General features: G+C 35.2%; 15 protein-coding genes. 14 read left to right on the forward strand and 1 reads right to left on the reverse strand.

Annotation, left to right across the window (positions count from 1 at the left end; translation table 11 throughout):
* Window positions 1-268 precede the first annotated feature (268 nt).
* The 9 genes from FS802_RS29335 (at window position 269) to rsmI (ending at window position 6773) form a co-directional block, all read left to right on the forward strand.
* Window positions 269-448 (forward strand): sigma factor G inhibitor Gin, encoded by a 180-nt coding sequence (locus FS802_RS29335; protein ID WP_000647291.1) that lies wholly within the window; start codon window positions 269-271, stop codon window positions 446-448.
* A 72-nt stretch (window positions 449-520) separates the two neighbouring features.
* Window positions 521-1942, forward strand: coding sequence for an aminotransferase class I/II-fold pyridoxal phosphate-dependent enzyme (locus FS802_RS29340; protein ID WP_098707898.1), 1422 nt, complete (start codon window positions 521-523; stop codon window positions 1940-1942).
* Window position 1943: 1 nt separating this feature from the next.
* Window positions 1944-2570 carry a dTMP kinase gene (tmk, locus tag FS802_RS29345; RefSeq protein ID WP_098707899.1) on the forward strand — a complete coding sequence of 209 codons (627 nt, stop codon included), beginning with the start codon at window positions 1944-1946 and terminating at the stop codon, window positions 2568-2570.
* Window positions 2571-2605: 35 nt separating this feature from the next.
* Entirely contained in the window at window positions 2606-3589 is a 984-nt protein-coding gene (gene holB / locus FS802_RS29350) for a DNA polymerase III subunit delta' (RefSeq protein ID WP_000169570.1), read from the forward strand.
* A 5-nt stretch (window positions 3590-3594) separates the two neighbouring features.
* Window positions 3595-4422 carry a PSP1 domain-containing protein gene (locus tag FS802_RS29355; RefSeq protein ID WP_000272429.1) on the forward strand — a complete coding sequence of 276 codons (828 nt, stop codon included), beginning with the start codon at window positions 3595-3597 and terminating at the stop codon, window positions 4420-4422.
* Window positions 4423-4436: 14 nt separating this feature from the next.
* Window positions 4437-4790, forward strand: a complete 354-nt coding sequence (yabA, locus tag FS802_RS29360; RefSeq protein ID WP_000412057.1) for a DNA replication initiation control protein YabA — start codon at window positions 4437-4439, stop codon at window positions 4788-4790.
* Window positions 4791-4911: 121 nt separating this feature from the next.
* The gene (locus FS802_RS29365; protein ID WP_001055375.1) at window positions 4912-5652 is read left to right on the forward strand and encodes a tRNA1(Val) (adenine(37)-N6)-methyltransferase; all 741 of its coding nucleotides are present in this window, start codon (window positions 4912-4914) and stop codon (window positions 5650-5652) included.
* Complete coding sequence (locus FS802_RS29370) at window positions 5639-5929, forward strand: GIY-YIG nuclease family protein (RefSeq protein ID WP_098655258.1); 291 nt, start codon at window positions 5639-5641, stop codon at window positions 5927-5929. The genes FS802_RS29365 and FS802_RS29370 overlap by 14 nt, the downstream gene beginning before the upstream one ends.
* Window positions 5898-6773, forward strand: coding sequence for a 16S rRNA (cytidine(1402)-2'-O)-methyltransferase (gene rsmI, locus FS802_RS29375; protein ID WP_070169266.1), 876 nt, complete (start codon window positions 5898-5900; stop codon window positions 6771-6773). Before FS802_RS29370 ends, rsmI begins: the two co-directional genes overlap by 32 nt.
* 20 nt (window positions 6774-6793) lie before the next feature.
* Here the strand turns inward: rsmI and FS802_RS29380 are convergent, their stop codons facing one another.
* Complete coding sequence (locus FS802_RS29380; protein WP_000843036.1) at window positions 6794-7078, reverse strand: transition state genes transcriptional regulator AbrB; 285 nt, start codon at window positions 7076-7078, stop codon at window positions 6794-6796.
* Window positions 7079-7597: 519 nt separating this feature from the next.
* Between FS802_RS29380 and metG the strand changes: the two genes are divergently transcribed.
* From metG to yabG, 5 genes are all read left to right on the forward strand, one after another.
* Window positions 7598-9580: a methionine--tRNA ligase gene (gene metG, locus FS802_RS29385; protein WP_098655259.1), complete on the forward strand. Its 1983-nt coding sequence runs from the start codon at window positions 7598-7600 to the stop codon at window positions 9578-9580.
* 165 nt (window positions 9581-9745) lie between these two features.
* Window positions 9746-10513: a TatD family hydrolase gene (locus FS802_RS29390; protein ID WP_000895824.1), complete on the forward strand. Its 768-nt coding sequence runs from the start codon at window positions 9746-9748 to the stop codon at window positions 10511-10513.
* 195 nt (window positions 10514-10708) lie between these two features.
* Window positions 10709-11266, forward strand: coding sequence for a ribonuclease M5 (rnmV, locus tag FS802_RS29395; protein ID WP_000692830.1), 558 nt, complete (start codon window positions 10709-10711; stop codon window positions 11264-11266).
* Window positions 11263-12141: a 16S rRNA (adenine(1518)-N(6)/adenine(1519)-N(6))-dimethyltransferase RsmA gene (rsmA, locus tag FS802_RS29400; protein ID WP_000651555.1), complete on the forward strand. Its 879-nt coding sequence runs from the start codon at window positions 11263-11265 to the stop codon at window positions 12139-12141. The genes rnmV and rsmA overlap by 4 nt, the downstream gene beginning before the upstream one ends.
* Before the next feature lie 110 nt (window positions 12142-12251).
* Window positions 12252-13115: a sporulation peptidase YabG gene (yabG, locus tag FS802_RS29405; RefSeq protein WP_001173738.1), complete on the forward strand. Its 864-nt coding sequence runs from the start codon at window positions 12252-12254 to the stop codon at window positions 13113-13115.
* Window positions 13116-13252: the final 137 nt, after the last annotated feature.

Consider the following 13252-nt stretch of genomic DNA (forward strand, 5'->3'; position numbering starts at 1 on the left):
GAACACGGAAGTTAAGCTCTCTAGCGCCGATGGTAGTTGGGACCTTGTCCCTGTGAGAGTAGGACGTCGCCAAGCAATTAAAAACACAAGTCTTTTGACTTGTGTTTTTTTTGTGTTTTCAAACAGTACGAAAAAAAAGAAGTAATGGTAATACAAACACGTTGCCCAAGGGTTAATCATATTATATAAAAGATGGATGTATATTTTTCTGTAAATTGTTAAGGAATAGAAGTATAAAATATGTCCATTGAAATAGGGAGGGAAGGTTATGAAAGCACAAAATGAGGTTTGTATTGTTTGTGAGACAGAAAGAAAAGAAGGGATATATGTTTATAATAATTTAATCTGTTATGAATGTGAAAAAGATATGGTGAATACGGAGACAAATGATCCGAAGTATATATATTATTTAAAACAGCTTCGGAAATTAGAAGTATCATATTTTTAAATAGGCATATGCCTATTATTTTTTTTGTTCTGTATAATAGATAAAGAATGAAATAATAAGGAAGAGATATAGATGAAGCAAAATCGCATACCTTTATATGAGGCATTAACAGAGTTTAAAGAAAGAAAGCCGTTATCCTTTCATGTTCCAGGTCATAAAAACGGTTTAAACTTCCCTCAGGAAGCTATAGGGGAGTTTAAAGATATACTATCTATCGATGTAACTGAGTTGTCAGGGTTAGATGATTTACATAGTCCGTTTGAATGTATAGATGAGGCACAACAGTTATTAGCTGATGTATATGGAGTGAAAAAAAGTTATTTTTTAATTAATGGTTCAACAGTAGGGAACCTAGCAATGATTTTGTCTTGTTGCGGGGAACATGATATTGTTCTTGTACAAAGAAATTGTCATAAATCAATTATTAATGGTTTAAAATTAGCGGGCGCAAATCCAATTTTTTTAGATCCATGGATTGATGAAGCTTATAATGTACCGGTGGGCATTCATGTTGAAATTATTAAGGAAGCAATTGAAAAATATCCAAATGCTAAAGCACTCATTTTAACGCATCCTAATTATTATGGTATGGGGATGGATCTAGAGGCAAGCATCGCTTATGCACATGCACATAAAATCCCCGTTTTAGTAGATGAAGCACATGGAGCTCATTTTTGTTTAGGAGGGGCATTTCCAAAGTCAGCATTAGCATATGGTGCAGATATTGTAGTTCATTCTGCACATAAAACATTACCCGCGATGACAATGGGATCCTATTTACATATAAATAGTCGCCTAGTGAAAGAAGAAAAAGTTTCTACCTATTTAAGTATGCTACAATCTAGTAGTCCATCGTATCCAATTATGACTTCTCTTGATATTGCACGCTTTACAATAGCACGTATAAAAGAAAAGGGACATGATGAAATTGTCGAGTTTTTACGGGGATTTAAAGACGAATTGTGTTCTATTCCACAAATAGCTATTTTACAGTATCCATTACAAGATGAGTTAAAGGTTACTGTACAGACACGTTGTCAGTTATCAGGATACGAATTACAGTCTGTATTTGAAAAAGTCGGTATATATACAGAAATGGCGGATCCATATAATGTTCTATTTATTTTACCCTTGCAAGTAAATAAGGAGTATATGAAGGCTATAGAGATGATCCGAGGGGCATTGCAATATTATGAGGTGAAAGACAAGAAGGAATCTATTCGTTATACTTATAAAGGAGAATTTTCTCCTTTACCGTATACATATAAACAACTGGAAGGATATGAAACAAAAGTAGTATCTGTAGAAGAAGCAGTTGGGATGATAGCGGCAGAAATGGTAATTCCGTACCCACCTGGAATTCCATTGATTATGTATGGGGAAAGAATTACTTCAGAACATAAAGAGCAAATTATGTATTTAGAGCAATCAGGCGCTCGTTTTCAAGGTAGCACGAAATATATGAAAGTGTATGATATAGAAAGTAGGTTTTAGAATGAAGGGATTATTTGTAACAATTGAAGGTCCAGAAGGTTCGGGTAAAACAACGTTAATTAAAAGTTTATTGCCGTACTTTGAACAAAAAGAACAAAAGGTAATGGCGACGAGAGAACCAGGTGGTATTGCAATTTCAGAGGATATTAGAATAATTTTACATAAACAAGAATATACGATGATGGAAGCACGTACAGAGGCGCTTCTGTATGCCGCTGCACGTAGACAACATTTGGTGGAAAAGGTTATGCCGGCACTTAACGAGGACTACCTTGTATTATGTGATCGTTTTATAGATAGCTCTTTAGCGTATCAAGGATATGCAAGAGGGTTAGGTATGGATAAGGTATTTGAAATAAATCGTTTCGCAACAGAGGACTGTATGCCTAGTTTAACGATTTACCTAGACATTGAACCAGAGATTGGTTTAGCTCGCATTGAAAAAGATGCAGGACGTGAAGTGAATCGATTAGATATGGAAGATATCTCTTTCCATAAACGTGTCCGTGAAGGATATTTACAAGTTGTAGAACGTTTCTCAGATCGTATTGTATTGGTAAATGCTGATCAACCAATGGAAAAACTTATAGAAGAAGTTGTTCAGATTATAGAAGATAAATTGTTATAATAGAAGGAAAGAATGAAATAAGTGAGGTATGCATTATGACGAAGACGTGGGAGCAGCTTTCTGCTATACAACCCATCGGTGTAAAAATGTTGATGAATAGCATTGCAAAAGAGCGTATATCCCACGCTTACTTGTTAGAGGGAGGGAAAGGGACTGGAAAGTTTGCAACGGCAATTCAAATGGCAAAGAGTTTCCTCTGTTCTCAGCGGAACGGGGTAGAGCCTTGTCACGTATGTACAAATTGTAAGCGAATTGATTCAGGTAACCACCCTAACTTACATATTGTAAAACCAGACGGATTATCTATTAAGAAGCAGCAAATTCATGATTTACAAGAAGAGTTTTCAAAAACAGGATTAGAAGCAAATAAAAAAGTATATATTATTGAGCACGCAGATCGTATGACAGCAAATGCAGCGAATACACTTTTAAAATTTTTAGAAGAACCAAGTAGTGATACAACAGCTATTTTACTTACCGAACAAAGTCATCAAATTTTAAATACGATTTTATCTCGCTGTCAAGTTGTTACATTTAGACCGTTACCTACGGAATCTTTAATTAGAAGATTACAGGATGAAGGTATTACGGCATCTTTATCGACACTTGCTGCGCAACTCACGAATAGTTTTGATGAAGCTTTAGCTTTATGTAGTGATGAATGGTTTGCACAAGCACGAGCTTTAGTGATAAAATTATGTGAAGCGCTCGAAAAGGATAAAGCCTCTATTTTTTTTGTACAAGAAAAATGGGGAAAACACTTTGGAGAGAAAGAACAATTACAGCAAGGTTTAGATATGTTGCTCCTTATTTATAAGGATTTATTATATGTTCAACTTGGAGAAGAAGATCGTCTTGTTTTTCATGAGCAGAAAGAGATGTTTGAATCTTTCTCCTATGCTCAGAAGCGCATTGTATCAGCTCTCTTTAATATATTAGAGGCAAAAAATAGAATCAACGCTAATGTAAATGCGCAGCTTGTGTTCGAACAGTTAGTGTTGCGGTTGCAGGAGGGATGACCGTTTTGTATGATGTAGTAGGTGTTCGCTTTAAGAAGGCCGGAAAGGTGTATTACTTCGATCCGAATCAGTTCGATATCTCTGAAAATGAGTTTGTAATTGTAGAAACAGTAAGAGGTATTGAGTACGGAAAAGTAGTTATTACCAAAAAGCAAGTTGATGAAAACGACGTTGTATTACCGCTAAAAAAGGTTATTCGTATTGCAAATGAAAATGATCGTACCATTGTTGAAGAGAACAAACATGCTGCGAAAGAAGCATACCAAGTTTGTCAGCAAAAGGTAGTAGAGCATAATCTTGATATGAAACTTGTAGATGTAGAGTATACGTTCGATCGCAATAAGATTATTTTCTACTTTACTGCGGATGGTCGGATTGATTTCCGCGAACTAGTGAAGGACTTAGCGGCAATTTTTAGGACAAGAATTGAACTAAGACAAATTGGTGTTCGTGATGAAGCGAAGATGCTTGGTGGTATTGGTCCATGTGGTCGTATGCTTTGTTGTTCTACTTTTTTAGGAGATTTTGAACCTGTATCCATTAAGATGGCAAAGGATCAAAATTTATCATTAAATCCTGCAAAAATCTCTGGTTTATGTGGTCGCTTAATGTGTTGCTTAAAATATGAGAATGATGAATATGAGGCAGCAAAGGAACAACTTCCTGATTTAGATCAACGTATACAAACCCCGCATGGTACTGGCCGTGTTATCGGATTAAATATTTTAGAAAGATTAATTCAAGTGGAACTAGTAGACAAGGAACGGATAGTAGAATATACGTTAGATGAGTTAGTGAATAAAGGGGTCGTTTCGAGTCAAACCACAGATTAATGAGGTGGGTGCTTGTGGAGAAAAAAGATATTTTTGCATCGGTTTCTAGTATGGAAGAGCAAATTGGACATTTATACAAACAGTTGGGAGAATTAAAACAACATCTTGCAGAGTTGTTGGAAGAGAACCAACATATAAAAATGGAAAATGAAAATTTGCGACATCGCTTTGAAGAAGTGCAGATTAAAGAAAAACAAAAAACTCAAAAACGTAAAGAAGTGAAGCCAAAGACAACTGATATTGGCGAAGGCTACGATAATTTAGCAAGGCTATATCAAGAAGGTTTTCATATTTGTAATCTGCATTATGGAAGTGTACGTAAAGAGGGAGATTGTTTATTCTGCCTGTCATTTTTAAATAAAAAGTGAAATTACCTTTCCAATGATAATTGGAAAGGTAATTTTTTATACATGAGAGTACAATGAAATATGTTTTTTTATTAGTAGAAGATGAAATAGGGTAGGTTAAGTGTAAGAAAAGGAGTAACATATGAATTTATATGAAGATGAACGTTTAGATTACTTATTAGCGCAAGATATGAAGATTGTACAAAGCCCATCAGTATTCAATTTCTCGTTAGATGCTGTTTTACTTGCAGACTTTGCTTGGGTGCCAATTCAAAAAGGTAATGTACTTGATCTGTGTACAGGTAACGCAGTTGTCCCCCTTTTATTAAGTACAAGAACAAAGGGAAGCATTACAGGTGTAGAAATTCAAGAACGTTTATATGATATGGGAATCAGAAGCGTTCAATACAATAAGCTAGAAGAAAGAATTCACTTAATACATGGGGATTTGAAAGATATGCCGGAGAAACTTGGACGTCATCAATATGATGTTGTCACATGTAATCCCCCTTATTTTCAAACACCTGCAACTTCTGAGAAAAATATGAATGAACATTTAGCGATAGCTCGTCATGAAATTATGTGTACATTAGAGGATGTTGTATCTGCAAGTAGTCAGTTAGTAAAGCAAGGTGGGAAAGTAGCATTTGTACATCGTCCAGGTCGTTTACTAGATATTGTTACATTAATGCGTAAATACAAAATTGAACCAAAGCGTGTACGATTTGTTTATCCTAAGGCAGGGAAAGAAGCGAATACATTGTTAATTGAAGGAATTAAGGATGGAAACGCAGATTTGAAAATATTGCCCCCTCTTTTTGTATATGAAGAAAATAATGAATATACAAAGGAGATTCGTTCAATTTTATATGGAGAAGAATAAGCATTGTTTTTATGTAGTAGAGTGCTCTGACGGAAGTTATTATGCTGGATATACAAATCATATAGAGAAGCGGATTCAGACCCATAATAGTGGAAAAGGGGCTAGGTATACGCGTGCTAGACTTCCTGTTGTTTTAAAATACATAGAATTTCATGAAGATAAGCGTACAGCTATGCAAGCAGAGTATTATTTTAAGCAGTTAAATAGAAAACAAAAAGAAGAATATATGCAAAAAGGAGAACACTATGTGGCAACAAAAAAGCTTTCAACAAAATGAAAAGGGAGTTTTATATTTAGTACCAACTCCTATTGGAAATTTAGAAGATATGACATTTCGTGCAATCCGAATTTTAAAAGAAGCTGATTTAATTGCTGCTGAAGATACGAGACAAACGAAAAAACTTTGTAATTATTTCGAAATTGAAACCCCTGTTATGAGTTACCATGAGCACAATAAGGAAGTAAGTGGGAAGAAAATATTAGGGAAGTTAGACGAAGGAAAGACTGTAGCACTTGTTAGTGATGCTGGTATGCCGTGTATTTCTGATCCAGGTTACGATATTGTTGTAGAGGCTGTAGCAGAACAGTATCATGTTATCCCGCTTCCTGGGGCAAATGCAGCCCTTACAGCATTAATTGCATCAGGTCTTGAAACAAAACAATTTTATTTCTATGGATTTTTACAAAGAAATAAAAAAGAAAGAAAAATGGAGTTAGAGAAGCTTCGTTATGTACAAACTACAATGATGTTTTATGAAGCGCCCCATCGTTTAGATGATACTTTAATCTCGATGCAAGAAGTGTTGGGAAATAGAGAAATTGTATTATGTCGAGAGTTAACGAAAAAATTCGAGGAATTTATTCGTGGAACAGTTGAGGAAGCAATTGAGTGGACGAAACAAAATGAAGTTCGTGGCGAGTTTTGTATTTTAGTAGCTGGTTCAACGGAAGAACCTGCCCCAGAAGAACAATGGTGGGAATCTATTTCGGTATATGATCATATTGAACATTATATAAACGAAAAAGGTATGAATTCAAAAGAGGCAATAAAAACAGTCGCTAAAGATCGAGATTTGTCGAAACGCGATGTATATCAAATCTATCATGTCGATAAAAAATAAGCTTCTCATAATTGAGAAGCTTATTTTGCTGTTTCGATATAATCTTGAAGTTCGTTTAAGATTTGCTCAGCGCCTTCTTTGCTTAAGATAATTTTACCTTCAGCTAAAGATAGGTTACCATCAGATACTTCACCAGTTACTTGGCAAGTCATGTTTGGCTTATATTTTTTTAAGATGATTTTCTCGTCATCAACGTAGATTTCAAGAGCATCCTTTTCTGCAATACCTAAAGTACGGCGTAATTCGATTGGAATTACTACACGACCTAATTCATCAACTTTACGAACGATACCAGTAGATTTCATAATTCTTTTCCTCCTAAAGAAATAGTTTATAAGTTTCGAGTCTATTTTCTAGATTCGTCATTTTTCGACAAAATACCCTATGGACATATGATACCAATCATTTACATTTCCGTCAATTCTTTAATTCTATATTTTTTAAAAAGATTTATAGATTTCTTACTTCTTATATATAATAGAATGAGAGTAATTTCTACTATTATTTCACTTTATTTTCAGAAAAAATTATAGATTGTAAGTAAGGACTGTATATTTTCTTGAAATATGAGCAATAGATGATAAAGATATTAAGTATTAACTCGTTTTTATCCCGCATTAACAAGCAGTAAGATTCTAAATTTAAAATTTGGCTGGAGCAAAGAATTTAAGTTGGAGTCGGATTGCTCGTAAAAGCCTGATTGGTGCGGGCTAATAATCCGCGGGAGTGAACAAAACCCCCACAGATTAAAGTTTCACTTTATATATAAGTTTTTGATATACTATTTATAAATACATATGAGGTTATCCGGGAGGTCCAAAACAATGACAGAGGAAAATAAGTCCTTTTATATTACTACCCCAATTTATTATCCAAGTGGAAAATTACACATTGGACATGCTTATACAACAGTAGCAGGAGATGCGATGGCACGATATAAGCGTATGCAAGGATACAATGTTCATTATTTAACAGGAACTGATGAGCATGGACAGAAGATCCAAAAGAAAGCAGAAGAATTAAATGTTACACCACAAGCATATGTGGATAACATTGTTGCAGGAATTAAAGAGCTTTGGGAGAAAATGGATATCTCTTATGATGATTTTATTCGTACAACTGAAGATCGTCATAAAGATGTTGTTGAAAAAATATTCAAGCAACTAGTAGATCAAGGTGATATTTATCTTGATGAATATGAAGGTTGGTATTCTGTACAAGATGAGACATTCTATACAGAGCATCAATTAGTAGATCCAATTATGGAAGGTGACAAAGTAGTTGGAGGAAAAAGCCCAGATAGTGGTCATGATGTAGAACTTGTTCGTGAAGAATCGTATTTCTTTAGAATGGGTAAATATGTCGACAGACTATTAAAATTCTATGAAGATAATCCACATTTCATTCAGCCAGAGTCTCGTAAGAATGAGATGATTAATAACTTCATTAAACCAGGCTTAGAAGATTTAGCTGTTTCTCGTACTTCATTTGACTGGGGAGTTCGTGTTCCAGGTAACCCGAAACATGTTATTTACGTATGGGTTGACGCATTGTCTAACTACATTACAGCATTAGGTTATGGAACAGAAAATGAAGAGATGTATAAGAAATTCTGGCCGGCTGATGTGCATTTAGTTGGAAAAGAAATCGTTCGTTTCCATACAATTTATTGGCCAATCATTTTAATGGCATTAGATTTACCTCTTCCGAAAAAAATCTTTGCTCATGGTTGGATTTTAATGAAGGATGGAAAGATGAGTAAATCAAAAGGAAACGTAGTAGATCCAGTTACATTAATTGATCGTTACGGATTAGATGCATTACGTTATTACTTACTTCGTGAAGTTCCATTCGGATCTGATGGCGTATTCACACCAGAAGGATTTGTAGAGCGTATTAATTTTGATTTAGCAAATGACTTAGGTAACTTATTAAATCGTACAGTAGCTATGATTGATAAGTACTTTAACGGAGAAATCCCTGCATTTAAAGCAAATGTAACGGAATTTGATGAAACGTTAGTAACGTTTGCAAAAGATACATTGAAAAAAGTAGAAGAGGCAATGGAGAATATGGAATTCTCTGTAGCGCTAAGCTCAATTTGGCAATTGGTTAGCCGTGCAAATAAATATATTGACGAAACACAACCATGGGTATTAGCGAAAGATGAGAAGGATCTTGAAAAGTTAGCTTCTGTAATGGCTCACTTAGCAGAAGTACTTCGTCAAACAGGTATTATGCTTATGCCGTTCTTAACAGTAGCGCCAAGTAAGATGTTTGCTCAACTTGGACTTACTGAAGAGGCACATAAATCTTGGGAAAGCCTATCTACAATTGGCTGCATTCCAGCTGGAACAAAAGTAGAAAAAGGAAACCCAATTTTCCCTCGTTTAGAAATGGAAGTAGAAGTAGGCTACATTAAAGAACAAATGAAAAGCTCTGCTCCTAAAGTAGAAGAGAAAAAAGAAGAAGAACCGAAAGCAGAAGAAATCACAATTGATGATTTCTTTAAAGTAGAATTACGCGTAGCTGAAGTACTATCAGCTGAACCTGTGAAAAAAGCAGATAAGTTGTTAAAAATTCAGCTGGATTTAGGTACAGAAAAGCGTCAAGTTGTTTCAGGAATTGCAAAATTCTATTCGCCGGAAGACCTAAAAGGTAAAAAGGTTATTTGTGTAACAAACTTAAAACCTGTAAAATTACGCGGTGAATTATCACAAGGTATGATTTTAGCGGGTGAAGAGAATGGCGTATTGTCATTAGCATCAATCGACCAAAATCTACCAAACGGTACAAAAATCAAGTAATTAAGACAAGAAAAGAGATGTTTCACGTGTAACATGTGTGAAGCGTCTTTTTTCTTTTTACACTCTCTATTTTTGCATTAAAATTATAGTATTGTTATCGTTAAGTTAGTAAAGAGCTTATTTTTTAGAATAAACTTGATTTCAATATAAAAGGAGTTATGTATTATGTTGTTTGATACACATTCACATTTGAATGCAGAGCAATTTGAAGAGGATTTGCAAGAAGTTATTGCACGAATGAAAGAAGCAGGAGTTACCTATACAGTTGTTGTTGGTTTTGATGAAATAACGATCAAAAAGGCAATGGAGTTAGCTGAAACTTATGATTTTATTTACGCTGCGGTAGGATGGCATCCAGTTGATGCAATCGACATGACAGAAGAACATTTAGCGTGGTTAGAAGAACTTGCTTCCCATCCTAAAGTCGTTGCACTTGGAGAAATGGGCTTAGATTATCACTGGGATAAGTCTCCAAAAGAAATACAGAAGGAAGTATTCCGTAAACAAATTGCATTAGCCAAAAAGGTGAAATTGCCGATTATTATACATAACCGCGATGCAACTCAAGATATTGTTGATATTCTAGAAGAAGAGAATGCAGCTGAAGTGGGAGGCATTATGCATTGCTTTAGCGGCAGCGTAGAAGTAGCAGAGCGATGTGTTGATATGAACTTTTTAATTTCGTTAGGCGGCCCAGTTACATTTAAAAATGCTAAGAAACCGAAAGAAGTTGCCACGGAGATTCCATTAGAGAAATTGTTAATAGAGACGGATTGTCCATATTTAACACCACATCCATTTCGAGGAAAACGAAATGAACCGAGTTATGTAAAACTTGTAGCAGAAGAAATTGCGAATTTAAAAGGAATTTCTTATGAGGAAGTAGCAGAGATAACAACAAAAAATGCAAAAGCTTTATTTGGTGTTGAATAAAAAGGAGTGGGAGAACCCATTCTTTTTTTATTTTTGTGAAAAAATAAGGGCGAATGAGGAAGTGTTACAATAAGGAGAGAGAACAAAGTTTTGGACATTCTATTTTTTAAAATGTAAGAATGGGGAAAATAATAATGGAAAAGTCGTCATTTTTTTGTTTTACTAAGTAGAGACGAAACGAGTGTGGAGGCAAGCATGAAAATTAAAGAGATTATCGTTGTAGAAGGTAAAGATGATACAGTTGCGATTAAGCGTGCTGTTGATGCGGATACAATTGAAACGAACGGTTCAGCAATCGGTGATCATGTTATTGAGCAAGTTAAATTAGCGCTGCAAAAACGGGGCGTTATTATTTTCACAGATCCGGATTATCCTGGAGAGCGTATTCGAAAAATTATTTCTGATAAGGTGCCTGGATGTAAACATGCCTTTTTACCGAAGGAAGAAGCACTTGCCAAAAGGAAAAAGGGTGTCGGGATTGAACATGCTTCTAATGAATCAATTCGCCGTGCTTTAGAGAATATACATGAAGAAATGGAAGCTTACACAAGTGAAATTAGTTGGAGCGATTTAGTCGATGCAGGCTTAGTGGGCGGAGAAATGGCAAAGAGTCGCAGAGAAAGAATGGGTAAGCTATTAAAGATTGGTTATACAAACGCAAAACAGTTACATAAACGTTTACAAATGTTTCAAGTTTCAAAAGAATCGTTTGCAGAAGCTTATAAGCAAGTCATACAGGAGGAAAGAAAATGAAGGATATCGCAACGCCAAATCGTACGAAAGACATTGTTGAAAAGTATGGATTTTCATTCAAAAAAAGTTTAGGACAAAATTTTTTAATTGATACGAACGTATTAAATCGTATTGTCGATCACGCTGAAATTGGTTCAGAAAGTGGTGCAATTGAAATTGGACCAGGTATCGGTGCGTTAACAGAACAATTAGCAAAGCGTGCTAAAAAAGTAGTAGCTTTTGAAATTGATCAGAGATTATTACCGATTTTAGATGAGACGTTAGCTCCATATAGCAACGTTACAGTTATAAATAAAGACGTACTAAAGGCAGATGTACATGAGGTGTTCAGTGAGCAATTTGAGGAAGGGCAAGATGTAATGGTAGTAGCGAACTTACCGTACTATATTACAACGCCAATTTTATTTAAATTGCTGGAAGAGAAATTACCAGTTCGTGGATTTGTTGTTATGATGCAAAAAGAAGTTGGAGATCGTTTAGCTGCTAAACCTGGAACGAAAGAGTATGGTTCTTTATCCATTGCTATTCAGTATTATACAGAGGTAGAAACAGTTATGACTGTACCACGTACAGTGTTTGTGCCACAACCGAATGTTGATTCTGCGATTATTCGTCTCCTAAAGCGCCCGAAACCAGTTGTAGAAGTAACAGATGAGACATTCTTCTTTGAAGTAGTAAGAGCAAGTTTTGCACAGCGTCGTAAAACTTTAATGAATAATTTATCAAATAATTTAAATGGTTTCCCGAAAGATAAAGAGCTGTTGGATCGAATTTTAACAGAAGTAGGAATTGATCCAAAACGAAGAGGCGAAACGCTATCTATCGAGGAGTTTGCAACATTAAGTAATGCATTAGTTCTTCATAAATTGTCATAAGAATAGAAAAGGGACAGTTCAACTTGAACTGTCCCTTTTGTCACCTTTCCTCTCCTACATTCATACTTTAAAAACAGGTAAGATGGCCTAACGAGTTTGGAGGTAGGAGAATGGCTTTACATGTTGGAGAATTAGTGGAACGATATTCTCATAATAGGGATATCCTTTTTCGCATTATAGAAATAAAAGGCGAGATAGCTATATTATTTGGAGAGGAAATTAGACTGGTGGCAGATGCGCCACTTGAAGATTTAATTAGTATAGACCAACGAGAACATAAAAAAAGAGCGAAGCGTGAGAAAGAAACGATGGAGCGTACGTATCGTTTGTTTCAACAAGATTATGTATTAATGAAACAAAGGCATGAACACACTTCAACGGGTGGATATACAAGTGAGGTAAATTATTTTCAAATGCCAGGACGTGTATTGCATATAGATGGAGACCCGTTATATTTGCGCAAGTGCTTAGACTTATATAATAAAATTGGTGTTCCTGTACAAGGTATTCATTGTAAAGAAACAGAGATGCATGAAAAGGTAGTAGATTTAATAGATCATTTTCGTCCGGACATTTTAGTTATTACAGGACACGATGCATATACAAAATCAAAAGGGGTAAAGGGAGATTTAGCAGCATATAGGCATTCAAGGCATTTTGTACAGGCTGTTCGAGAAGTGAGAAAAAAATATCCATCATTGGATCAACTCGTTATTTTTGCTGGGGCATGCCAATCACACTTTGAAGCATTAATTCGAGCAGGTGCTAATTTTGCTAGTTCACCATCTAGAATTAATATTCACGCACTAGATCCTGTATATGTGGTTGGAAAAATTAGTTTTACGTCATTTATGGAAAGAGTAAATGTATGGGATGTTGTACGTAATACGATTACCGGCGAAAAGGGACTTGGCGGTATTGAGACGAGGGGAATTTTACGAACTGGATTACCCTTTCAACATTATGAAGAATAAGCAAGGTACATATGTATCTTGCTTTTTTGTATGGAAAGGATTTAAATCAGCTTGGATAAAAAGAGACAAGAACGCGCAGACTACATAATGATACTTTTACAATATAGTATTTCTTCTATCTATTTGAACGCATGATG

This window comes from Bacillus sp. DE0042, from assembly GCF_007680225.1.
Classification (GTDB): Bacteria; Bacillota; Bacilli; order Bacillales; family Bacillaceae_G; genus Bacillus_A; species Bacillus_A wiedmannii.